Consider the following 24,315-nt stretch of genomic DNA (forward strand, 5'->3'; position numbering starts at 1 on the left):
AGAAGGAGTTTTACGATGAGAGAAATACAAGGGGGTTCCCCCCATCATTATATAAATCAATTCGAGCTGGAGGAGTTATTCCCGGCGGATTTCAGAAAGCATATCAAGGTGTATCACTTTGAAAAAGGGGACAATCTTTTTTCCACAGGGGAAGAACTCGACGAATTGTACTTCCTCATGGAGGGAAAAATCAAGATCTTCACCCATACACCGGAAGGAAAACTGTTGATCAACCGGTTCAAGCGTCCCCTTGCCCTGATCGGGGATGTGGAGTATGCGAAAGGTACGGCGGTGCTCAATTCAGTGGAAGCCGTGACGGACGGAGTGTTCTTATCCGTGCCTTTCACCGATCTTTCAAGGCTTGAGAAAGAGAATCCCGCCATTATGCGATTTTTATTTGATACAGTGGCCCACAAGTTCTACACGGAATCACATATCACGAGCATGCACATGCTGTATCCCGTCGAAGTGCGCCTGGCGAGCTATTTACTATCCATATCAGAAGCAGGAGAAGGGACCATGTTCCATCAGGAAATGCATACGTCCAATCTCATGGAGCTCGCTGAATGGATCGGAACCAGCTACCGCCACCTGAACCGGGTACTGAAGAAGATGGCAACGGATGATCTCATTGAACGGGTCAACGGTTCCATCACCATCAAAGATCTTGATAAACTCAGCATCCTTGCGAAAGGAAACATCTATGAATAAGGAGGGTCTCATATGATCGGAATCGCACTCGCCATCATGGCAGGAATCTTAATCAGTTTGCAAAATGTATTCAACGCACGGGTCAGTGAAAAAACAGGCCCATGGGCAACGACGAGTTTGGTACTCGGCCTTGGTCTCGTCTGTTCACTGCCGGTCTTCTATACAATGGAAGACAAAAGTCTGCTCGACTTCAGCGGGGTCGATCCCGTCTTTCTGTTCAGCGGCGTATTCGGTGTCGGCATCGTATTCTTCCTGATGAGGGGAGTCACGCTGATCGGCCCGGCGTATGCGATCTCGATCGCACTTATTTCTCAAATCACCATTGCATTTGTCGTCAATACAGGTGGATGGTTCGGTTTTGAACCTTCTGCCCTTTCCTGGGAGAAGATTCTTGGGATCGGATTGTTGATTGGCGGAGTGTTGGTTTATAAGTTGGAGAAGCGGACGGAAGTAGGAGAAGATGTTGTAGGTGAGAAAATTGGAGCATGATTTTTATAGTAGGCAACGGGAACGGTTTTACTGCTTATGTAGCATAAAACCGTCTTTTTGCTGCGCTCTAATAAGCGATGACATGGAGGTTCTGTTGAACATAAACCTGAACCCGATAGATACGCCTTTTCAAAAACCGGTCCAAATCCTGAAGAGGGTAAAGCTGCCTTCCGTGTAGATATGTATGCCCACCTAAAGAAAATTCGACAACTAGGATCAATTGTTTAGATAGAGGATCAATAAATAAATATTTGGATTAATAAATCCCAATCAGGATTAATAATCTGAAATGAGGATTGAAAATAATCCAATCCGGATCGATTACTCCGAGAAGGGATTGCTCACCAGGATTTCCACCCATATCCGGCCCCTCAGACCATGTCCAGAATCCTACTTCAGCTTAAAAATAGACAATCTAACGTCATTTTTCGTCCAAAAGCAGTCCGAATATATGATGTGTTCATCAATGGCACACAAAGCCAGACTTGCTGCTTCAAAAACCGATTGTATAAATCCAAACAGGGATTTCGAAAGTAAGAGGAAAAGATTATTGAACAGAAAACACGCCTCTTCCCAACATGGAAGAGGCGTGTTTCGTTTATTTCAAATCAAACCGATCTGCATCCATCACTTTCCCCCAAGCGGCAACAAAGTCACGGACAAATTTCTCTTTATTGTCATCCTGCGCATACACTTCTGCTAGAGCACGAAGGACAGAGTTCGAACCGAACACCAGGTCAAAGCGTGATGCCGTACGAACCACTTCACCCGTCTTGCGGTCACGGCCCTCATACTGATTGAAGCCTGCCGGTTTCCACTCGATGTTCATATCGAGCAAATTCACGAAGAAGTCGTTGTTCAGCGTACCGACGCGATCTGTGAATACGCCGTGTTTCGAATCACCGTGGTTGGCGCCGAGAGCACGCATACCACCAAGAAGGACGGTCATTTCCGGTGCAGTCAGTCCTAACAATTGTGCTTTATCCACAAGCATTTCTTCCGGGCTGACAGCGTATTCCTGCTTCTGGTAGTTGCGGAATCCGTCTGAAACCGGCTCCAGTACACCGAAGTTTTCAGCATCAGTTTGATCGGCTGTTGCATCGCCGCGACCAGGTGAAAATGGAACCGTTACTTCGAAACCGGCGTCACGGGCGGCTTTTTCAACCCCTGTGTTTCCGCCTAACACGATCAAATCAGCCAAGCTGACTTTCTTATCAAGCTTGCTCTGAAGGCCCTCATAGACACCCAGGACTTTCTCAAGCTGCTGTGGTTCGTTCACTTCCCAGTCCTTCTGCGGTGCGAGACGGATGCGTGCACCGTTCGCACCACCGCGCATATCAGAACCGCGGTACGTGCTTGCGGATGCCCAAGCTGTTTTCACGAGCTCGCTCACGGTTAGACCTGTTTCCAGAATCTTTTCTTTCAACGAAGCTACTTCAGAATCGGATAAATCATAATCCACCGCAGGAACCGGATCTTGCCAGATCAATTCTTCATCAGGAACCTCTGGACCCCAGTATCTTGCTTTCGGCCCCATGTCGCGGTGAAGAAGCTTGAACCAGGCACGGGAGAAGGCATCGGCAAACTCTTCCGGATTCTCGTGGAAACGACGGGAAATCTTTTCATAATCAGGATCCATACGCAGCGCCATATCAGCGGTCGTCATCATCGTCTTCACTTTGATCGACGGATCTTCGGCATCAGGTGCCATATGTTCTTCCGTCATGCCGACCGGTGCCCATTGGGAAGCGCCTGCCGCACTCTTCGTTTTCTCCCACTCATACCCGAATAGAAGGTCGAAGTAGCCGTTATCCCATTTCGTCGGATTCGTCGTCCAGGCACCATCGACACCGCTTGAAATCGTGTCACGGCCTTTACCGCTACCGTATGAACTGATCCAGCCGAACCCTTGATTTTCAATGTCCGCAGCTTCCGGATCGTCACCGACAAGAGAAGCGTCGCCGGCTCCATGAGCTTTTCCGAATGTGTGACCGCCTGCAATAAGGGCCACGGTTTCATAATCGTTCATCCCCATGCGTCCGAATGTATCACGGATATCACGGGCACTTCCAAGTGGATCCGGCTCACCATTCGGGCCTTCCGGATTAACATAGATGAGACCCATCTGGACGGCAGCGAGTGGATTTTCAAGCTCACGGTCCCCTGAGTAGCGGTTGTCCGCAAGCCATTCTTTCTCATTTCCCCAATATACATCTTCCTCAGGATGCCAAATGTCCTCACGTCCTGCACCAAATCCGAATGTCTTCAATCCCATGGATTCAAGAGCAACGTTACCTGTTAACACAAGCAGGTCAGCCCAGGAAATCTTATTCCCATACTTTTGTTTAATCGGCCACAACAGGCGGCGGGCTTTATCAAGATTGACGTTATCCGGCCAGCTGTTCAGGGGGGCAAAGCGTTGTGAACCTGATGAGCCGCCTCCGCGTCCGTCCGTTTCACGGTATGTACCTGCTGCGTGCCAAGACATCCGGATGAAGAATGGACCGTAGTGACCGTAGTCAGCAGGCCACCAGTCCTGGCTGTCTGTCATCAGATTGTGAAGATCCTGCTTCAGGGCATCGTAATCAAGCTTCGAGAATTCTTCTTTATAATTGAAGTTTTCCCCCATTGGGTTTGATTTCGTGTCATGCTGGCGAAGGATGTTCAGGTTCAACATGTTCGGCCACCAGTCTTTATTCGTCGTACCTCCTGGAGCCGTGGTCGTCGTGATGGCACTATCCTTGTGGTGAGTGACAGGGCACTGACCTGCAGCTGCTGAGTGATCCTTTTGGTCTGGGCGATTGTTGTTTTCCATTTACAATTCTCCTTTCAGATATGGGACACTTGGTCGAATAAACCATTACCATTTGCTAGAGATGAAGAGTTAGATTATTATGATAATTCTTACTTGTATTATAGTGGACGATGAGTCTGATTCAAAGTGAGAAGTGTTCAATCGACGGATTTTTATGGAAAATGTATCAAGTAGGAGGCTTCTTATAGAATAAGAGTAAGTCGAGGGGGAATAACATGAATGAAACAGATTTCGAATATGTCTTCTTAGGTGAAGGGACGGCTGGTCGGAACCTGTCCATTGATTCTGCTTCCATGATAAAATATGTTGATAAAATGACTGACGGTTAGGGTGTATGTATATGAAAGTGTTGTTGGTAGAAGATGATCGGACGATTGCGGCAGGGTTGGAGTATTCGCTGCGTCAGGAGGAATATGAGACGATTCTTTGTTATGATGCGGAGTCTGCCAAAGCGATGATTCATGGTCGGTTAGAAGAAATCGATTTATGTTTGTTTGATTTGTCGCTTCCTGATGGGAGCGGCTATGATTTGTGTGAGATGGTGAAGAAGCGGGACGATAAGCCGGTGATCTTTTTGACAGCGCTGGATGACGAAGTGAACGTCGTAATGGGGCTGGATATGGGAGCGGACGATTATATTACGAAACCGTTCCGGGTCCGTGAGCTGCTATCCCGTATCCGGTCGGTGCTCCGTCGATATCATAAGCAACCGGCACAGGCAAATGTGTGGATGGATATTGAGGATATCCGGATTAACACGTTAGAGGGCAAAGTGTATAAAAATGGTGACGAGGTAGTATTGACCGCTTTGGAATACCGGCTTCTCCTTATCTTTGCCAATCACGTCGGACAGGTTCTGACGAGGGCCCAGCTCCTCGATCGGATATGGGACGTGGCCGGTGATTTTGTCAACGATAACACGTTGACTGTTTATATCAAGAGGCTGCGCGAGAAGTTAGAGGACCATCCGCAGCGGCCAACGATCATCAAGACCGTTCGCGGTATGGGATATAAGGCGGGGGATTAATATGTGGCGGAATCGGGAAGTTCAATGGTTTTTCATCAGCCTATTATCCATCAGTCTTGCGGCATTCGTATTGGCAGGTTTTCTGTTTTCGATTCGGGTTGCATGGTTTGTGCTGGTCACATCCGGCTTGCTCGCAGGATGCAACTTTTTCTTTACAAGGTGGCGATACGGTGAAATTGAAAAGCTGTCGGGTTATTTGAGAAAAATCAGCAGCGGGGATGACAGCCTCGATGTCCGGGATAACCAAGAAGGGGAGCTCAGCATATTAAAGAATGACATCTATAAGGTGACCTTGATGCTGTCTGAGCATCGTTCATTTTTAGAGAAGGACAAACTCACCTTGACCAATGCCCTTTCTGACATCTCGCATCAGTTGAAGACACCTTTGACTTCGATGATGGTGATGGCCGATCTCTTAAGTGATAGCACATTGGAGGAATCCAAACGTGCCGAATTCACTCATCATATCCGGGTGCAGTTGGAGAGGATCGAATGGCTTGTCTCTTCCCTTTTGACATTATCCAAGATCGATGCAGGGACCATCGCCTTTAAGAAAGACACGGTGGCCGTCCGGGACCTGATTCAGAGGGCGGTGCAGCCTGTCTTGATTCCAATGGAAATTAAAGAGCAGACATTGAACGTGAACGGGGACGAATCGGTCACGTTCATCGGTGATCTTCGCTGGACGGCCGAGGCCCTCATCAATATCCTGAAAAATGCTGTGGAGCACACGGGAGAAGGAGGGGTGATCTCCATTTCGTTTTCGGAGAATCCACTCTACACTGAAATCACCATTTCCGATAATGGAGACGGGATTCCAAAAGAAGATCTCCCATACATATTCAGGCGTTTTTACAAGGGCAAGAATGCAAGTGACGACAGTGTCGGAATCGGTCTGGCGATGGCTTACAGCATCATCACCAGTCAGCAGGGGGATCTTGAGGTCCGAAGTGAAAAAGGAAATGGGACCGTGTTTTCGATTAAATTTTATAAATAGGAAGGTGTTTATTCTTGCTCCCCGTACCCACTAAAGTGAATAAATTGTCACTTTCATAGTCACTTTAAAGTCATATTGGACAGATATACTGGGGTCTACATCAACATTATGGAGGTACCAAATGAATATTTTACAAATTGAAAATCTGTCTAAGATATATGGCAAGGGGGAGACGGCGGTCAAGGCACTGGATGATGTCTCATTCTCTGTGAAAAAGGGGGAATTCGTTGCGATCATCGGTCCTTCTGGATCGGGGAAATCCACCTTGCTTCACCTGCTTGGAGGCGTCGACCGTCCGACAAGTGGGAAAGTGCTGATCGATCAAACCGATATTTATCAATTGGATGAAACCCAGCTGGCTGTTTTCAGAAGAAGGCAGATCGGGTTGATTTATCAGTTCTACAATTTGATCCCGATCTTGACGGTGGAAGAGAACATCACCCTCCCCATGTTATTGGATCAGCATAAAGTGGATCAAAAGCAGTTGACGGATCTAGTAACGACATTGGGCCTTCATGAAAGGCTGAACCACCTGCCGAACCAATTATCCGGTGGACAGCAACAGCGTGTATCCATCGGAAGAGCGCTGATCAGTAATCCTGCCATCATTCTCGCGGACGAGCCGACAGGAAATCTCGACAGCAAAAACTCTACGGAAATCATCGAACTGTTAAAGATGTTCAACAAAACCTATAACCAGACATTGATCATCATCACCCACGATGAACGGATTGCGCTGCAGGCCGATCGTGTGATCGAAATCGCAGATGGAAAGGTCGCAAAGGATGAGGTGATCCGTCCATGAATATCATCAACAAACTGACATTACGGCATCTGAAAGAAAACAAAAGAAGGACCCTTGTGACCATCACCGGGGTCATCATCTCGGTGTCGATGATCATGGCCGTTGCGACACTCGGCGTCTCATTCCTGGACATTATGAAAAGACAATCTATAGCCGACAATGGCGAGTGGCATGTTAAATATCAAAACGTCAGCCCCGAGCAAATCAAAGCAATAGCGAATGACGAGGATACGGGAAGATTGCTCCTATCCAATGACTTGGGGTATGCAAAGCTCGATGGGGCCAAAATGGAAGATAAGCCCTACTTATTTATAAAAGAATATAATGAAGAAGGCTTGAAGCAATTTCCGGTCGAGTTGAGTAAAGGCCGCCTGCCATCCGATGAACAGGAAGTGGTCATCTCCGAGGAAATCGCGAATGATGCCGGGGTTCAGTACAAGATCGGGGACCAGATCAAACTGGCTATCGGGAGCCGGATGATGGAGGGGCAAAGCGAGCCATTGGGACAGAATGACCCGCTCCAAAGGGATGGAGAAGGCATGAAGGAAAAGCTCGAAGTGAACTCCATGGAGACCTTTACGGTTACGGGCATCATCGAGAGCCCATCATGGGAACCGGCATGGTCTCCGGGCTATACGGTGCTCGGCTATATCGATAAGAGTTCCTTGAATAAGTCAGATATGGTGGATGCGGTTGTGGTGTTGGACAAAGTGAAGTCCTCCGTATTTGAGCATGCCGAGAAACTGGCAAAAGAGAATGGAATCGAAAAGGTAGCTTTCAATGATGAATTACTACGCTACTACGGTGTGACGGACAATGACAGTCTCCGCTTCACTTTGTTCTCCTTACTTGCGATTATCATGGCCGTCATCATCATCGGCTCGGTATCTCTTATTTATAATGCATTTGCCATCAGCGTATCTGAACGATCCAGACACTTAGGGATGCTTTCGAGCGTGGGGGCGACGAAGAAACAGAAGAGAAATTCCGTCTTTTTCGAAGGGATGGTCATCGGAGTCATCAGCATCCCCCTTGGTTTATTGGCAGGTGCCTTGGGGATCGGAGCTACCTTTTGGTTTATCAATACCTACATTGACGGGGCATTGGGCATTTCGGAGAGACTTCAGGTTGTCGTCACACCGTCAACGGTCCTGGTTTCCTGTCTGATTTCAAGCGTGACAATTTTTATTTCCACTTATCTGCCTGCACGAAAAGCCTCGAAGATTTCAGCGATCGATGCGATCAGGCAGACGCAGGATATCAAATTGACCGGTAAGGCGGTCAAAACGTCCAAGCTCGTCCGGAAGCTGTTCGGGCTGGAAGCGGAAATCGGCTTAAAGAATCTGAAACGGAATAAACGACGTTACCATGCGACGATCTTTTCCCTGGTGATCAGTATCGTTCTCTTCTTATCGGTGTCATTCTTTACAGATAACCTGAAGAAATCGGCAGTCATGTCCCAGGAGGGCACGAATTTCGATATTTCCGTATCGGCCAACACGGGGGATACAGAGCCATTGGAAGACTTGGTTCAACTGGAGGATATCACAGCATACAGCGTCCAAAAAAGTCTGAACCCGACGGTCCTTATTGATAAAGACAAATTTCCACAGGAACTGAAAGACATGATCAAACGGGATAACATTCCCCTTGATGATGGACGTTATCAATACTATGTGAACTTACATGGATTGGATGAACAGAGCTTTAAAGACTATGCCAAAAAAGCAGGCGTAGAACCCGGGATGTTCGACGATCCCAAGAAGCCGACAGCCATCGTCATTGATCAGATTTCCTATCAGGATCCGACGACGGCCAAGTTCATCGAGGCCAAATCGATCGTAACCGAACCGGGAGACGTCCTCGATTTGATCTTCACGAACTATGATACAGAGAAATCGAAACCTTTGGGATCGTTTACGATCGGCGCCATGACAGACCAAGTGCCGATGGGGGTCCGTACCGCAATGATGGGCGGATTGGATGTCATCGTACCAATGGAAACGATGGATGCCTTGATGGATGACGAGATGAAAAAGCAAGTCCGCAGCCAGTTATATATAAACAGTACCGACCCGATGGAAACCCAGAAAGCCCTTGAAGAAGTGGTGCCATCGAACCTGTATATATACAATGTCTATCAAGACAGGCAGCAAGAAGAGCAGCTCATCCTGTTCCTCTCAGTCTTCACATATGGGTTCATCGCACTGATTTCAATGATATCCATCGCGAACATCTTCAATACGATTTCAACGAGCATTTCCTTGAGAAAAAGGGAATTCGCCATGCTGAAATCCGTTGGGATGACGCCAAAAGGATTTAATAAAATGATCAACTATGAAAGCATCTTTTACGGAGTTAAGGCATTGCTGTACGGGCTGCCGATCAGTATCGGTGTCATGTATCTGATCCACAGATCTGTCGGAGAGACCTTCGATTACGGGTTCGTGCTGCCGTGGATCGATATCCTATCTGTCATCGCGGCGATTTTCATCATCGTCAGCTCGGCCATGCTTTATTCAATCGGAAAGGTCAAGAAGCAGAATATCATTGAAGGTTTGAAGCAAGAGAATATATAGACGAAAGGAGATGGGCTTTTATAGGCTCATCTTTTTTTATGGTAGAAAGAAGGAAGCCCGGTAATATTTCTTGAAACTCAAATAAAGAAGGAATTAAGAAAAAGTTGTCAAATCTATTTCAGAAGCACGATATCTGAGGAGGTCATTCCATTTGAGTATCCCTTTCGAAGTAAAAAGAAACTTTCAGGTTTCAAAAGAAGTAGCATATAGAAGTCTATTAGATCTTGATTCTGCCAAAGACTGGATGCAAGGGTTGGTGAAAATCGAGCGGATGGATGAAGGGCCGCTCCGTGAAGGCAGTCAGTGGAGGGAAACGAGGAGGATGTTCGGCAAAGAGGCTTCGGAACACTTTGAGGTAGTGGAGCTTAAAGAGCCTGATAAGATTGTGCTGCGATGCGACGGTACGAAGGGGACGACAGGTAAAGGAGAATTTGTATTTACCTATCTGCTTGCTTCATCAGGTGATCAAACTGAAGTGACCTTACTTGGAGAAATCAGAGGACTGACCGGCCTGTCAAAATTGTTCGGTAAGCTAATGGCAGGCGTCTTTAAGAAGGCTTGCGCAAAGGATTTGGATTCATTGAGAGAGTATTTGGAGAAAAATAAAGTGGCAAGCTCCTGACAGTGTCAATCGGAAATGGTATAATCTTTTAGAAGGAAAGTTAGCGTTAAAAGCAGTCTGTAGTTGATCTCGTACATTTTATTATAATAATAAAACCTTTTTAGGAAGTGGATTTTTATAGAGGCAGCTCTATTTTCGCCACACAATGTCAATTGACAATTGTGTGGTTTTTTTATGTGTAGAAAAGGGGGAGAAAAAATGAAAACGTGGCAATATGCATCGATTGTATTTTTTGGTGGATGCTGTTATGGGATATTATCAACATTTGTCAAACTTGCTTATTCAGCAGGTTTTTCAGTAACAGAGGTAACAGGTGGCCAATATTTATTTGGAGCTTTGCTTACCTGGGTGCTGGTTCTGTTTACAAAAAAGAAAAGAATACCTTTCAATCAAGCTTTCAAACTATTATTATCTGGAATTCCATTTGGACTGACAGGTGTGTTCTATTATCAGGCGCTGCAGACACTGAATGCTTCGCTTGCAATCATTTTTCTATTTCAGTTTGTTTGGATCGGAACGCTATTCGAGTGGATCTTCTATAAAGAAAAACCAACTAAAGGTAAAATCATCTCAATTGGTATACTAATAATCGGCTCCATTTTAGCTGCAGGTGCATTTGCAAAGAGTGAAGTTGTTCTATCCTTGCAAGGAACTGCCTGGGGGTTACTTTCGGCTTTGACGTTTACCACTTTTATAACACTCAGCAGTTCTGTCGGAAAAGATTCTCCACCCGTCTTGAAAAGTGCTTTCCTTTCAACAGGTGGTTTAATTGTCGTATTTTTACTATTTCCACCCACGTTTTTAGTTGATTTACCTACTTTGACGGGGGTCGCACAGTATGGTTTATTGCTCGGCTTCTTTGGCGTTGCTTTACCACCTCTTTTATTTTCAATCGGCATGCCCCATGTTGGACCAGGACTTGGCACAATCTTAACTGCTTCTGAACTCCCAGTGGCTGTAACCATGTCCGCTCTAATATTAGCTGAAGTAGTCAGTTTTTCACAATGGGTAGGAGTCGTGATCATTTTATGTGGAATTGTGCTCGGTAATTTAAAACTGAAAGGTAGAATGAAATCCATCTCATAATGAGAGTACAATGAAAAAAAAGAAAAGAGGTCCGTCCCTCATTGCGGTAAAGCTCTACCGTGGTGAGGGACGGACATTTTTAGTTTCTCATGATTTCAGGACTTCTTTGAGTTATGAAAGTCTGATTTTAGAGGGAGTTGATAGTTTGGAGCTTTTTATGCAAAGCATGAAAAATTTAACCGCTACTGTCCAGTAACTTTCATAATTCTGATTGTTATGGATGTGGGTGTGTGAGCTTAATTACTTATTTCAATTCACTCATTTCACTCATTGTCTGCATAATCTCCCATATTAAATAAAAAAAGCCAATTCCAAATAAGAGTTTTTTCATGAATTTCACTTAATTTTGCTTATATTCTGAATGGTAGGTTCAAAAAAGCGAGAGATAAGACCTGTAGTAACCAGATGGAACATATAAAATTACGTGGGATGTAAAAGAAGATAGTGACTATCTCGGAAGTTTACTTTGAATCAATGATAGTGGCCCTATATATGATGTAATGGAAAGTGGGGAAAAAGACTTGGTGTTAGCAATTGATAATTTCTATAATACAGGTTTCGGTTATGCTGGAAATGAGAGGTTACTGCATGCCGGACCATTCATCCAATGGTGGCATGTTACCGGTACAAACGTAAACAAGCCTGTCAGCATCACAGTCTTCAGTTATAACCGGGTGGATTGGCATGCAGAGATTTTAGACGCCGAGGCAAAGTGAAAGAATATGCTGATATTGAAAATGAACATTCCATTTATGGATTACCGTGGAATCCAAGTTCTGAATATCCTGATGGAGAGTTATATGTAACAGTAACTGGTACGGATGATAAAGGTTTCTCCTTAACGTCTGAACCGGAGACCATAACCGTAAAACACTAAGAAATGATGCCTGTCACCGAATGGTGGCAGGCATTTAACATATAGTCAAGTCCTCACTCGAGATTAAGATCCACCAACCATGAAAATACCACCACACATTTATCTTACATTACCCCAAATGACAAACAACAAAAATAAGTCTTTAGGACTACATAAACAAAACTTAATTGGTTATATAGAACTGAATCAAATGGATAGGTTCGTACGTGTTGCAGCAGCAAAACCCCGATTTACAGTGTACTAGCACCATGCTAACATTCAAAATGAATAGTTCGATTATTCTAAAAAGAATAAAAAAAGGAGTTGACTATCGAAAGGTATTGGCAATAATTTACTAGTTGCACTGAGTTGTCATTCTGAAAGAGAAAAAACGTGAATTGTCGGTTTAGATTGAAAAAAGGCTAAAGGGGGAAATTTTAAGTGAAGTCTACTACTTTAAAGGGAGTAGCGTCAGCTGCTTTAAGTGCTAGTTTATTAATGACTCCAATGAGTTCGATGGCTATGGGGTTGGACTACTTGAAAAAGGCTCCAAATGATCAAAAGGGAATATCGGATGTGGAAGTTGCATTGAAGGGCCTGACTGAGCAGCAAAGATTGCAGTTTACTAACTTGTATTCAGATAAAACCGCCAAATTGCGTATTTCATCCGATGTCAATCTAAATAATGAAGAAAACTTGGATATTATCGTTCAGTTTCAAGTAGATCCTGCAGCAGTACAGGTCGCAAAAGAGAAAGCAAAAGGCAAATCCGCTTCAACCCTTCGATTAGAAGAGGCTCAGGAGAAAGTGGACAAGTCCCATAAAGAATTCAAGGAAAAAATCAACAAAGTAAAATCTGAAAAAAAGAGTAAGATTACAAGAGAATTTAAAAACGCGTTTAACGGCGTATCAATGACAGTACCGGCAAAAGAGGTACTGGAGCTCATCGAATTGCCAGATGTTAAAGCGGTTTGGGTCGATCAAGAGATACAGCTGGACCTTCCGATAGAAGAAAAAGAAACGATTTCTCCACAGATGAACGATAGTATTCCTTTCTTGGGAGTTGATGGACTCCATGACGAAGGAATCAATGGGAAAGGGATAAAAATAGGAGTCCTGGATACTGGTATTGATTACAACCACCCCGATTTAGAGGGAGTTTACAAAGGGGGTTATGACTTTGTAGATAATGATGATGATCCAATGGAGGCTACATATGAAGAGTGGAAAGGGTTGGATCCTGCTTCATGGCCGGAAACATGGAATGGATCTCCATATTATACATCTCATGGCACGCATGTATCTGGGATAATTGCAGGCCAAGGTCAAAATGATTCCGGCCATGCCATAACAGGTGTTGCGAACGGGGTGGATTTATACGGTTATCGTGTTTTAGGACCATATGGATCGGGATTTACAGGTTCTGTTCTGGCTGGTATTGATAAAGCGGTACAAGATGGGATGGATGTTATTAACCTGTCACTGGGAGCTACAGTAAATGATCCTCTTTATCCAACATCCGTTGCGTTAAATAATGCGATGATTGCTGGAACAGTAGCGCTGGTAGCTGCAGGAAATGCTGGTCCGAATGACTTTACCGTGGGCTCCCCTGGAACATCACCATTAGCCATAACAGTGGGAGCAAGTGACGTTTCTGTCAGTATACCAACTGCAAAAGGCGAACTTGGGGAAGATTCATTTGCTCTTCAGTTAATGGCCAAGCATTTTGATGACAATATAACCGAATTGTCAAATACATCCCTGGAGGTTGTGGATGCTGGTTTAGGTTATGCTGAGGAATTTAACGGGAAAGATTATTCTGGAAAGTTAGCGTTGATTAAACGCGGTTCACTCTCATTTAATGAAAAAATTGCAAACGCAAAAAATGCTGGAGCAAGTGCAGTCCTCATATGGAATGATGTTGACGGAAAGATTTCACACTATTTCGGTGAAGGAATTGATTACATTCCTGCTTTTACTTTAACGAAGGAAGAAGGACAAAGACTACAAGATCTTTTAACCGAAGAGAAAATGTTTACATTTAAGGAAATCAGCGAGATCAAAACAGAAGGAGATAAATTAGCGGAATTCAGTTCTCGTGGACCAGCTTTAAAAACATACGATATTAAACCAGAAATTACAGCACCAGGGGTTAGTATCTTATCGACCGTACCAGCTTATATAAATGATAAGGAAGATACATCAAATTACCAATATGCATATGAAAGATTGTCTGGAACTTCCATGGCCACGCCATATGCCGCTGGTGTTGCTGCCCTGATACTTCAAAACAATCCTGAATATTCACCATTTGATGTGAAAACGGCATTAATGAATACGGCAGACGACTTAAGTGAAGATTACAGTGTATTTGAAGTAGGTGCCGGCAGAGTCGACCCAACTAATGCTGTTCATTCTGAAGTGAAGCTTCAAGTAATGGACGAAACGATCTCTTTAGATGAATCTTATAATGAAATTGTCATTGATGATATCACAGGAGCCATTGCTTTTGGGTATCATTATAAACAAAAAGATTCATCAACAGCAGATGGGAGAACAGTAGAATTACAGAATAATAGTGACGAAAAGAAAGATTTTAATGTAAATGTAGAACTATTGTCTTCTGAAATTTCAGGTGCAAATAATGCAGAAACGAATGACATTGTCTTTACTGTAAATGACAAAGTCTCTGTAGAGGCTAACAGTAAAGTTGAAATGACACCAAGTATCGAAGTGCCGAAAGAAGCAGAGGCAGGAACATATGAAGGCTATATCCATTTCACAAATGCGGATAACGAACATGAGAAATATCAGATCCCTTTCTCCATCATCGTGGCTGATAGAGGAATAAATTATTCAGTCGATCGACCTGCGTTTGCTTCAGACGCCAGCATGTATCATGCACATATGAGCGTCCCTGCAACGTTCTTAAATGTCGGTTTGAGAAGTCCGATGGAAACCATGGATTTAGTTGTAAAAGATGGAGACACAGGTGAATATCTGGGCTATCTAGGCTGGATTAATACGGAATTCTTAAACGAACAGCTGGGTGTTGACTTTTTAGTACCATTTGTCTTCGGTAGTGGAGCATATTACCCATTTACAGGGGACGAAGAAAACCCAATAAGTGAGGAAATGGTGTTGGCGCCTGATGGAGCATATGAACTTGAAATCATCGGGACTAATGAAGAAGGTGAAATGTTTCAGCCATCAGATTATGTATTCATTGATAATCAAGTGCCGGAAATAACAATGGAAAAAGAGCCCGGCGTTTATGAAATTGAGTACAACAAGGATGATGAACAAGGGGTCTCGTGGTTTAATGGAAAGGTCTACGATTCAAACGTAGATGCTATGAAAGAAAAAGGGTTAAAGGAAATAAAAAATAATCGGGACGGGCAATTAAGTCCTGTTGACCAAGGATTGAATACGGTTGTGGGCTATGATAGTAAGGGCTGGGGCTTCCCTACTCATTATTTTACTCCTGAAGCGGACGGAAGCTTTAAGTTCGGTGTTACTCCAGAAGAAGTAGCTAACGGTCAATACGTTGACTTTGGTTTCTATGGATTTGATGCAGCCACAGCAGGAGATCAAAGCAAGGGTATGCATAAATATTACTTCATAGAAAAAGGCGAAAAATATGCTAAGGCTGATCTTGATAAGGACGAACTGTACTTGGGTGATGAAGTAACTGTGACTTTAACGTTGAAAAATGTTGAGAAGTTCATTGGTGGAGAGTTTAAACTTAGTTATCAAAATTCATATTATGAGTTCGTTGATGCACAAATAAACCCGGAATTTAAGAAATTCGCAGAAGAAAAGAAATTAAGCACAAGGGTGGAAGTTGGCGAAATCAAACATGACCTATGGGAGGATCAAATCCCTGTTAGTGCATTTTTAGAAGGGGATTCATTAGAAGGAGCAGATGGCGATATGCCTATTCTGAATGTTACCTTCAAGGTCACGAACGATGAATTTTATGATTATATTCCTTCATTTAATTTTACAGAAGCTAAATATCATAAATTGGGGGAAGAGGAAGTTGTACAAGTCCCAGGCTTTATTACAGATCAGTTAGAGATAGTGCCTAAACAATCTGTTGTCTGGGGATATTTAGGACCTGAAGCATTCCTTCATGAAGAAGGATGGGTAAATGTAGATTTACATGGTAAAGGCGTCGAAATTACTGCAATCTCACCTGATGGAACTAAATATGAAGGTGAGCTTGTGGAATCATCTAAATCAATATTCGAAATTCACGGTATTCCAGCTTCTGAAGATACCTATAAGGTAGTGGTGAAAGCACCAGGACACTTTGAATCCCACACGACCGTTACTGTAGGTGAAGTGGTTAATGGCGAGGTATTGGGAATAAAAGAAAGAATGTATCCGGGATTGCAATTAGCTGGTGATGTTAATGGTGATCATGTCATTGATATCAAGGATGCTTTTTTCTTGAAAAATCATATCAATAAGCCAGGAGAAAGACCATTAAAAGCAGATATTAACCAAGATGGAGCTATTGATGCTACCGACATGTCATTTGTCGTGAACAACTATTTAAAAGTGAATGAAATGGTAGACAATGCCCCATCCCCTACAGAAAAGCACGGGGGGAAATCGCTTGAAGATATTCTTAAAGAGGTAGGTTTAAGTGATTTATTAAATTAGTAGAAATATCAAATGAATAGGGCCCATTTTGGGCCCTATTTTCAAGAAATCACTAATCAAAGTTCCATTGAATTATGGATATAGACGTTGAAAATACGAAATGACTAAATGGTAGAATCACATAGCTATGAATCAACATCAAAGCATGCGAATGTGATCGTAAGAAACGTGTATAATGATTAATGAGTAGCTTTACAAGTGGTTAAATAAATGGTTTTAAAGGCGGGATGGGGGGACTGTGATGATTGAGGGGAAGATCATAAAGTATTATCGTGAAAAAGCAAAATTAACACAAAAAGAGCTTGGAGGTGGAATTTGTTCGATTACTCATTTAAGTAAAATTGAACGAGGGTTAACAGAATGTTCCACTGAAACGATCGAGCACATTGCCAACCGTTTAGGAATTGATATAGAAATTGAACTGGGAAAGCTTTACAAGATCAAAGACCTTCTTGACCGTTGGCATGAAGTGATGATTAAAGAGGCACTCCCTGAAGTAGAAGCCATAAAAAATGAACTTGAAAATGCTCCGTTAATTCATATTTCTACCTATAAACATTTTTACAAACTGTTAAAAATAAGATATGAACTCATTCATTATCATTTTGATAAAGCAGAGGACATCATACATGATCTCCAGAAAATCGAATTTCATTTATCAGATTACGAAAAGAACTTGCTTAAACAATTACGAGGAATGTACTACATCGCGAAGAGTGACTATGTCAAAGCAATCGATACATTAAAAACCATCAAGCAAAATGAATATAATCATCCTGAATATTATTATCATCTGGCCGTTTCCTATCATAATCTTAACTCTCAGATTATGTGTTACCATTATGCTGAGAAAGCATTGCACTATTTCAAAAAGAGTAATAACTTTCTGAAAGTCATTGATACTGAAATGCTTATGCTAATCCAGCTTCAATTTGATCAGCACCATGATTTCAACGAAACAGTAAAACAATATGTAACGTTAATTGAAAGCTGCGTTATATGCAATGCAATCAGAAGAAAATCCAAGCTTTTACATAATTTAGCCTTTTTCTATTATGTTCGAAAGGATTATCAAAAGGCAAGCGAGCTATATAAAGAATCATGCAGTCTGAAAAATAAGAAGTCAAGCGAATACTTATTGTCTTTTGAAGGCTATATCCGCTGTTCTTATGAAGCTGGCCTATTATCAAAGGCAAAATTAATCCAATTGACCAAAGAAGGATTATCGGTAGCGGTGGAATTGCAACAGAATACATTCAGGATCCTCTTCAATCTCCTATTGTATTTAATTAAAGGACAACACGATCAGTACTATCGCTATCTATATGAAGAAGGCTTGCCTTACTATAGAAAATATGGATTTGTCTATTTAATTCAGCGCTCAGAAAAAGAACTGTTTCATTATTATCATGAAAATAATGAGGTGGAAAAGGCTTTAGACATTGCCTATCTTTCCTTTAGTGGAGAAGACAGTGTGCCCATTGAGACGAGAAGGAATAATGAGTGAGTCAAGGGTCGATTGTTGTCCGGTTCACCATGCTTTATGATGATGAGTCTTTAGCGGCTCATCTTTTTTGTGCATTCTTCTATTGGGCTTTACTCTTTTTGAAAACATAATAACAATAAGGAAAAGAAGCTAATAGAGCAGAATAACTCAGACAATTCCATCACTCGAAAGGGACTTACAGCATTATGCTATGCTAGCGACATCTTATATCCCTGCAAAAGGTCAAGGCCCAGGGAAAAGGCAAATAAACATCCCAACATTAATAGGGTAATACTTAAGGTTTTCACACCGATCACACTCCTCCTCTTATGTTCTTCCTCAACAGTTTCCTGTGACCGACGTCGGTGCCCTCAACAATGGAACTTCGGTCAGCACCTTTTCCAATTACACAGATGGAGCCGAGCCTTCCTCACTCAGTCTCTTGACGGAGGCATTTATAAACGTTTTAATCTATTGTTCCTGTTTGTTGGATTTCACACTCTGCCTTAACAGTAACAGGTACATTTGGATAATACGTTTCCCATTGTTCTTTATTAAATTTGCGATAATGTTCCTTATATTTCGCACCTAAACCTAGTGGATCAACGTTCTGTTCTTTTAGTTGCGTGATGATTTTGTCAGCCCTATCTTCTAATTGTTGCTCTATCTCTTTTTGATATTTCTTTTTATTAAAAGACTGCCTTTTTCTCTTTGAAGAAGAAAATTCTTGTAGCTTTGTTTTCATTTTAATATTAATGATAAACTCCGGTTTACCGTGTACGATATTGACTTTATATTCTGGATTTGATTTAAGAGTTTCGAGAACCACCTTATCTCCATTATCAAACTTATATCCCTGAAGACCATCACTTGTATTTTTAGTAACTAACATCTTAAAAATATTTATTTCTTCCATCGGTATGGATGTAATATATTTATCATAGTGAAAAAAGGCTATCCCTGTGATTTTGATTTTGCCATTTACATTTTTGATCAAAGGTAAATAAGGGTCCTGGCCTATTTGAAACAATTGAAATAAAAAAGTTTGTAAATTGGTGTGGGGGAGTTCACCGGATTCCATATTTTGATCCAGTAATTCTTGAAGGAAAATAGAAATATTCTCATTCTTATATTTATTCAAATTTAATAACTCATTCGCACTACCATCAACAATGGCTATTTGAACAATACTTCCGATAGATGGATCACGGTTCAGGGTATCGACAAAATCATTGATCCCAATTTCCGCCAGTGCTTTTCCGTAAAGAGCAAACCTGAGTTGTCCGCTTACTAAGCGACGTTGTGTTTCATTATTTATACTGGTCCGCATTTCTTTACTGGATTGTGCCAAGGCGGATCTGACTTCTGTATGGGATTCGTTCTTTTTAATAATAGGATATAATATGGTTCCCAATATGTTTCCTTCGTCGGCCAAGTCATAGCCCACGCCTTGTATCATCCCGATCTCATTTACAATATTGGTAGGGAGTAAGGAACAACCTGATAATAGTAAAATGAAGAACATTGAAATGGCAGCACGATTAAACACTTTGATTCCCCCTTTTAAGCAAAGTAAAATAAAGCAGGAGCAGAGGGATATAGATGTAAAAGATGTATAGATTCATTTGAGTGACAGAAGTATCAATTATCTTCTTGACATGCTCGTTTGCTAATTGACAAATCAATACACTTATGAAGCTTAGAACCAGTAATGCATATTTCTGTTTCATATTGAAAATTTTCTTTAGCCCTCTGCATGAGCACCATAACAAAAGTGAAATCAATGCCGTAACAATGATTGAATACATAGAGATATACAAGTATTCAAATCGTTCCAAATAAGAGAACTTTATTATTTTGGTAATCGAAAGCTCAGGCCAAATAGTGGCCTTTAATTGATCCTCACTATAAAATGTGAAAGAAACAATAGAAGAAATGGTATAGAGTGCTGTAGTAAAAAGGACACCAAGATGAGCAAACTTTTTGGATTTATCAGGTTTTCTAATAAATGGATAGAACATTAATAACACCTCTGTACCTGCTATGGTGTACATCGAGCTCTTAATGGAGTCCAACATGTCCATTACGGAATGATTCATTATTGGCATCAGGTTTGAAAACTGAGCAACTTTCAAGGGAAAAAAATACAATACCATTATCAATACTTGTGGAAATATAAAAGACAAGAAAGACAAGCCTACAACGACTCGAAATCCTCCGGAAATACAATAATAGACTAACATTAGAATCAAGGTGGAGATGACCCAGGATGGTAACATGGGAAACATCCATACTTGAATAATTTCGATGAATGTAAGCATAACCGATATGCTGGCTAAACCGTAGTAAATGATAATGAAAAAACTTAAGAATCTCCCAAGAAACTTACCGAAGGCAGCAGTATGTACGTCAATAATATCCCCATCTGCTTTTCCTAGCAGTTTATACATAACCCAAATGAAAACCTGGACCAAGCACCCTGCGGCTAAGACACCAATCCATGCATCATATCCTGCTTTCGTTGCAATCGTTCTTTGAAAACTTAAAATTCCAACACCTACCTGGGAATTATAAATGATAAAGAAAACTAAATAAGGAGAGACTTGGTGCCTTACATCTACTTTCAAAAGTAATCACCCTATATGTTTATTCAAAAATATTTATTCATAAAAATCATTCAATGGCTCAGGCTTTTTCTTGCTGTCTACAAGTTTTTTCTTTTTTTGTGGTCTTAAGTTTTTGGGGTTATCTTTCTGCATGGAAAAAGGGAGTCTTACCCACAAATCTTGAAATGAAGTGATTCGTATCGGATACTGGCTTAAATAAGGTCGTCCAAGTGACGTCAATCTTAGCAAATGGATCAATGTATAGATTAAGCATAGAAAGACACCTAATAAGCCCATCCAAGCAGCAAGAAAAATGACTGGAAACTTAATAAAACGGATGGTGTTACTAAACTTATACACAGGAGATGTGTAGGAAGCTAAGGTTCCGAGTCCCACGATAATTAACAATACATTACTGGTTAATCCGGCTTCCACAACGGCTTGCCCAATGACAATCCCACCTACAACACCAAGTGATTGCCCAATTTTCAGTGGTAAACGAATCCCTGCCTCCTTTACCATTTCAATCATTATCTCTAGAAACAGTGCCTCCAGAAATGGAGGAAAGGGAACAGTTGCCCTTGACCCTACAAGCGGCTCAAGTAATCGAGCTGGAATCAGTTCGTAATGATAGGTCATGATTGCCACGTACATCGGAGTGACAAAAGAAGAGATAAAAATGGCGGAAAATCGCAATAACCGAAAAAAATTGCTAATAATCCAAGAATAACTATAATCTTCCATTGCAATAAAGGATTCCATAAAAGTTACTGGGAGGATAATCAGGTTTGGTGATCCGTCAACCGCAATGATTATTTTTCCTTCAGTAAGACCAGCAGCCACCCTGTCTGCTCTTTCCGTTGCAATTGACTGTGGAAACAAAGAATTTGAATTGTCCTCAATCATGGCTGAAACATAGGAACTGTCCTGAATATGATCATATTGTATATCATTGATCCTCTGAATTGTGGTGTTTACATTTTCTTCATCAGCGATTCCGTTCACATACAAAACAGCTACTTTGGTTCTCGATAATTTTCCGACCTTCATTTCCTTGACGGTAAGCTCCGAGATAGGCAATCTTTTGCGGATAAGATTGATATTTGTATCTAATTCTTCTATAAACCCAACCTGTGGACCCAATGCAGAGGATTCCAATGTTGGTATTCCTACATCGCGAAATTTACTGTTTGCAATATTCACTAATAAACATTCTTCATCATGGGGATGTAATTGAATAGACATATACCCATTCATAAGATTCTGGATAATGTCATCTTTATCACTGGTCAGAATACTTTCTTGAATGGGGATGATGCTCTTTAACTCTTTTAATGAGCTCTGATCCTGTACATAGGGAAGAACATCTTTATGTAAGATATCTGAAGAAATAAGCGTACGATAATAGGAAATCCAAAAGGGTTCTCCATCTTTTAAGGAAGTGTGATAATGAATAAAGTCATTTGAGTCAGAAAGAACTGCAACCCAGTCTTGATGGTTGGCATCGCCACTTCTCACCTTCCTAACCCCCTTCAATGCTTTTTCTTATTATGTGTAAAAAGGGAAAATGTATGCAGAGGCACGATCGGATGATAAATGGGACTGATCCCTCACACGGTGGAGATTTAGTGTGTTGGAAGCCAGAAGCTAATAAAAAAACCTCCACACAGTGAGAAGGTCATATTCCATCAGTTCCAGAAACCACATTTTTTGCACTTCGATGATTTCGTTGTCGGGTGTAACGGTACTTGGATACAGGCATCAGTTGGTGGAGGTTGAGGCGGTCGCGGCAGTGAAGAAACGTACACATTTAACGTAATCTAGGTTTGTCCAATGGATAAACTAAGTATTTTTCACCTGTTTTTAACTACTGAAACACCAAAATTCAACAGAACAAGACAAGAATGTTTCCCAAAAATCGATTGCGCCAGCAGTAGTCCTTTGCTATGATGATCTTACTAATAAATGAAATGGAGGTTTTCCTGTTGACAGCATCAATCAGATTGCGTTTCCCGCTTTTCACTCGTTAATTGAATACGTTTGAAGGCTCTGCCTATGTTCAGAGCAATGGGATTGATCTGTCTTTTTTTAAGAAAACCTGTATTTGTCGGTATTTTTAAAGAGGGGAGGAGTCTCCTCTCTTTTTTGTGTCTTAAAAATAACAAGTAGGCAAGGCTTATTTTTATATAAAATATAATAGAAATGAGTTGGTGGGAAATGAACATAGTAAATCAAAATCAGAAGGAAGATTGGTTAAGAAATATCATTCTTTTCCTTAGCAGTCAGACGATTTCGCTATTTGGATCGTCTTTGGTGCAATACGCGATCATGTGGCATATCACGTTAGAGACGGAGTCCGGGTTGATGATGACGTTGTTCATCATTTGCGGATTTATTCCGACCTTCCTCCTGTCCCCGGTTGCGGGTGTCTGGGCGGATCGCTATAACCGGAAGCAGTTGATTGTGTTATCGGATGGATTGATCGCGACTTCAACACTGGTTCTCGCGATTCTCTTCTTAATGGGATACGATTCGATCTGGCTGCTGTTTGTCATGGCAGCGGTCCGGGCCCTTGGAACCGGGATTCAGACACCGGCTGTCGGCGCGATTTTGCCGCAGATTGTCCCAAAGGAGAAGCTGACGAAGGTGAATGGGGCAAATGGGAGCATCCAGGCTGTCATCATGTTCGTGTCCCCAATGGTCAGTGCGGCATTGCTTGGGATGGCATCAATTGAGATCATCTTCTTCATCGATGTCATTACGGCAGCCATTGCGATCATCACACTGCTGGCCTTCTTGAAAATCTCGGTGCATGAGAAGGCAGCGGGCATACAAACAACAAGCTATTTCAGTGACTTCAAGCAAGGCTTGCAATATGTCAACAACCATGGATTCTTGAAGAAGTTCTTCCTGTTCTTCTCCATCTTCTTTGTTCTGATGGCACCTGCAGCCTTTCTGACTCCGCTGCAGGTCACCCGGAGCTTCGGAGACGATATTTGGAGACTGACGGCCATCGAAATTGCATTTTCCATCGGGATGATGGCAGGCGGTGCCATCATTGCTTCCTGGGGCGGGTTTAAAAATAAGATTGCCACGATGACCTTCTCAAGTCTGATTATGGGATTCTGCACCTTCGCCCTTGGCATCGTTCCGGTCTTTTGGTTCTATCTCGTCTTCATGGCTTTATTCGGAGTGGCCATGCCGATTTTCAATACACCGACAATGGTGCTGCTACAGGAGAAAATAGAAGAGAATTACTTGGGAAGAGTCTTCGGGGTCATGGGGATGATCTCCACCTCGATGATGCCGATTGGCATGCTGATATTCGGACCCTTGGCAGATATCATCGCCATTGAATGGCTCCTCATCGGAACAGGCGTATTGACTATTCTCCTTTCCGTCATGCTCGGCCGCGACCAAGTGTTGATCGAAGCAGGGAAGCCTGCACCTGCGCTGGAGTGAATGTAGCCTTAAAAAGAGCTGTCCTTGTGGCAGCTCTTTTTTGTGTCGTGATATAAAGGAAAAGTAATATATAAAGAGAATACTTATACTAAACAGGAATTGT

The 24,315-nt window shown here is 42.2% G+C and carries 18 protein-coding genes; 14 read left to right on the forward strand and 4 right to left on the reverse strand.

Annotated features, from left to right (window positions below; translation table 11 throughout):
- Positions 1 to 15 precede the first annotated feature (15 nt).
- On the forward strand, positions 16 to 711 hold the full coding sequence (locus Q1B03_RS13260; RefSeq protein WP_299741859.1) for a Crp/Fnr family transcriptional regulator: 696 nt from the start codon (positions 16 to 18) through the stop codon (positions 709 to 711).
- Between the two features lie 12 nt (positions 712 to 723).
- Positions 724 to 1,200 (forward strand): DMT family transporter, encoded by a 477-nt coding sequence (locus Q1B03_RS13265; RefSeq protein ID WP_299741861.1) that lies wholly within the window; start codon positions 724 to 726, stop codon positions 1,198 to 1,200.
- Positions 1,201 to 1,798: 598 nt separating this feature from the next.
- Here the strand turns inward: Q1B03_RS13265 and katG are convergent.
- Positions 1,799 to 4,015, reverse strand: a complete 2,217-nt coding sequence (gene katG, locus Q1B03_RS13270) for a catalase/peroxidase HPI (RefSeq protein ID WP_299741862.1) — start codon at positions 4,013 to 4,015, stop codon at positions 1,799 to 1,801.
- Positions 4,016 to 4,355: 340 nt separating this feature from the next.
- On the opposite strand from katG, the gene Q1B03_RS13275 reads away from it, so the two are divergent.
- From Q1B03_RS13275 to Q1B03_RS13325, 11 genes are all read left to right on the forward strand, one after another.
- Entirely contained in the window at positions 4,356 to 5,042 is a 687-nt protein-coding gene (locus Q1B03_RS13275) for a response regulator transcription factor (RefSeq protein WP_299741864.1), read from the forward strand.
- Position 5,043: 1 nt separating this feature from the next.
- Positions 5,044 to 6,039, forward strand: a complete 996-nt coding sequence (locus Q1B03_RS13280; RefSeq protein WP_299741866.1) for a sensor histidine kinase KdpD — start codon at positions 5,044 to 5,046, stop codon at positions 6,037 to 6,039.
- A gap of 121 nt (positions 6,040 to 6,160) precedes the next feature.
- Positions 6,161 to 6,844, forward strand: a complete 684-nt coding sequence (locus tag Q1B03_RS13285; RefSeq protein ID WP_299741867.1) for an ABC transporter ATP-binding protein — start codon at positions 6,161 to 6,163, stop codon at positions 6,842 to 6,844.
- Complete coding sequence (locus Q1B03_RS13290; protein WP_299741869.1) at positions 6,841 to 9,423, forward strand: FtsX-like permease family protein; 2,583 nt, start codon at positions 6,841 to 6,843, stop codon at positions 9,421 to 9,423. Before Q1B03_RS13285 ends, Q1B03_RS13290 begins: the two co-directional genes overlap by 4 nt.
- 151 nt (positions 9,424 to 9,574) lie before the next feature.
- Positions 9,575 to 10,045: an SRPBCC family protein gene (locus tag Q1B03_RS13295; protein ID WP_299741871.1), complete on the forward strand. Its 471-nt coding sequence runs from the start codon at positions 9,575 to 9,577 to the stop codon at positions 10,043 to 10,045.
- Positions 10,046 to 10,243: 198 nt separating this feature from the next.
- Positions 10,244 to 11,131: a DMT family transporter gene (locus Q1B03_RS13300; RefSeq protein WP_299741873.1), complete on the forward strand. Its 888-nt coding sequence runs from the start codon at positions 10,244 to 10,246 to the stop codon at positions 11,129 to 11,131.
- Positions 11,132 to 11,141: 10 nt separating this feature from the next.
- Complete coding sequence (locus tag Q1B03_RS13305) at positions 11,142 to 11,327, forward strand: hypothetical protein (protein ID WP_299741875.1); 186 nt, start codon at positions 11,142 to 11,144, stop codon at positions 11,325 to 11,327.
- Positions 11,328 to 11,652: 325 nt separating this feature from the next.
- Complete coding sequence (locus tag Q1B03_RS13310; RefSeq protein WP_299741877.1) at positions 11,653 to 11,847, forward strand: hypothetical protein; 195 nt, start codon at positions 11,653 to 11,655, stop codon at positions 11,845 to 11,847.
- Positions 11,844 to 12,008: a hypothetical protein gene (locus Q1B03_RS13315; RefSeq protein WP_299741879.1), complete on the forward strand. Its 165-nt coding sequence runs from the start codon at positions 11,844 to 11,846 to the stop codon at positions 12,006 to 12,008. Before Q1B03_RS13310 ends, Q1B03_RS13315 begins: the two co-directional genes overlap by 4 nt.
- A gap of 420 nt (positions 12,009 to 12,428) precedes the next feature.
- Positions 12,429 to 16,658 carry a S8 family serine peptidase gene (locus Q1B03_RS13320; RefSeq protein WP_299741881.1) on the forward strand — a complete coding sequence of 1,410 codons (4,230 nt, stop codon included), beginning with the start codon at positions 12,429 to 12,431 and terminating at the stop codon, positions 16,656 to 16,658.
- A gap of 241 nt (positions 16,659 to 16,899) precedes the next feature.
- Entirely contained in the window at positions 16,900 to 18,165 is a 1,266-nt protein-coding gene (locus tag Q1B03_RS13325; protein ID WP_299741883.1) for a helix-turn-helix transcriptional regulator, read from the forward strand.
- A 445-nt stretch (positions 18,166 to 18,610) separates the two neighbouring features.
- Here the strand turns inward: Q1B03_RS13325 and Q1B03_RS13335 are convergent, their stop codons facing one another.
- From Q1B03_RS13335 to Q1B03_RS13345, 3 genes are read right to left on the reverse strand one after another with little or no spacing between them, the layout of a single operon-like run.
- Positions 18,611 to 19,693 (reverse strand): Ger(x)C family spore germination protein, encoded by a 1,083-nt coding sequence (locus tag Q1B03_RS13335; protein ID WP_299741885.1) that lies wholly within the window; start codon positions 19,691 to 19,693, stop codon positions 18,611 to 18,613.
- A complete protein-coding gene (locus tag Q1B03_RS13340) occupies positions 19,686 to 20,771 on the reverse strand; it encodes a GerAB/ArcD/ProY family transporter (RefSeq protein ID WP_299741887.1) in 1,086 nt (361 codons plus the stop codon). Before Q1B03_RS13340 ends, Q1B03_RS13335 begins: the two co-directional genes overlap by 8 nt.
- Before the next feature lie 33 nt (positions 20,772 to 20,804).
- A complete protein-coding gene (locus tag Q1B03_RS13345; protein ID WP_299741889.1) occupies positions 20,805 to 22,268 on the reverse strand; it encodes a spore germination protein in 1,464 nt (487 codons plus the stop codon).
- A gap of 699 nt (positions 22,269 to 22,967) precedes the next feature.
- Here Q1B03_RS13345 and Q1B03_RS13350 point away from each other — a divergent pair.
- On the forward strand, positions 22,968 to 24,212 hold the full coding sequence (locus Q1B03_RS13350; RefSeq protein ID WP_299741891.1) for an MFS transporter: 1,245 nt from the start codon (positions 22,968 to 22,970) through the stop codon (positions 24,210 to 24,212).
- Positions 24,213 to 24,315 lie beyond the last annotated feature (103 nt).

It is taken from the genome of uncultured Rossellomorea sp. (assembly GCF_947488365.1).
In the GTDB taxonomy this organism is placed as follows: domain Bacteria; phylum Bacillota; class Bacilli; order Bacillales; family Bacillaceae_B; genus Rossellomorea.

Coding starts and splice junctions, on each gene's coding strand:
- Q1B03_RS13260 (WP_299741859.1), top strand. CDS start 16: ATGAGAGAAATACAAGGGGGTTCCCCCCATCATTATATAAATCAATTC.
- Q1B03_RS13265 (WP_299741861.1), top strand. CDS start 724: ATGATCGGAATCGCACTCGCCATCATGGCAGGAATCTTAATCAGTTTG.
- katG (WP_299741862.1), bottom strand. CDS start 4,015: ATGGAAAACAACAATCGCCCAGACCAAAAGGATCACTCAGCAGCTGCA.
- Q1B03_RS13275 (WP_299741864.1), top strand. CDS start 4,356: ATGAAAGTGTTGTTGGTAGAAGATGATCGGACGATTGCGGCAGGGTTG.
- Q1B03_RS13280 (WP_299741866.1), top strand. CDS start 5,044: ATGTGGCGGAATCGGGAAGTTCAATGGTTTTTCATCAGCCTATTATCC.
- Q1B03_RS13285 (WP_299741867.1), top strand. CDS start 6,161: ATGAATATTTTACAAATTGAAAATCTGTCTAAGATATATGGCAAGGGG.
- Q1B03_RS13290 (WP_299741869.1), top strand. CDS start 6,841: ATGAATATCATCAACAAACTGACATTACGGCATCTGAAAGAAAACAAA.
- Q1B03_RS13300 (WP_299741873.1), top strand. CDS start 10,244: ATGAAAACGTGGCAATATGCATCGATTGTATTTTTTGGTGGATGCTGT.
- Q1B03_RS13305 (WP_299741875.1), top strand. CDS start 11,142: ATGAAAAAAAAGAAAAGAGGTCCGTCCCTCATTGCGGTAAAGCTCTAC.
- Q1B03_RS13325 (WP_299741883.1), top strand. CDS start 16,900: ATGATTGAGGGGAAGATCATAAAGTATTATCGTGAAAAAGCAAAATTA.
- Q1B03_RS13350 (WP_299741891.1), top strand. CDS start 22,968: ATGAACATAGTAAATCAAAATCAGAAGGAAGATTGGTTAAGAAATATC.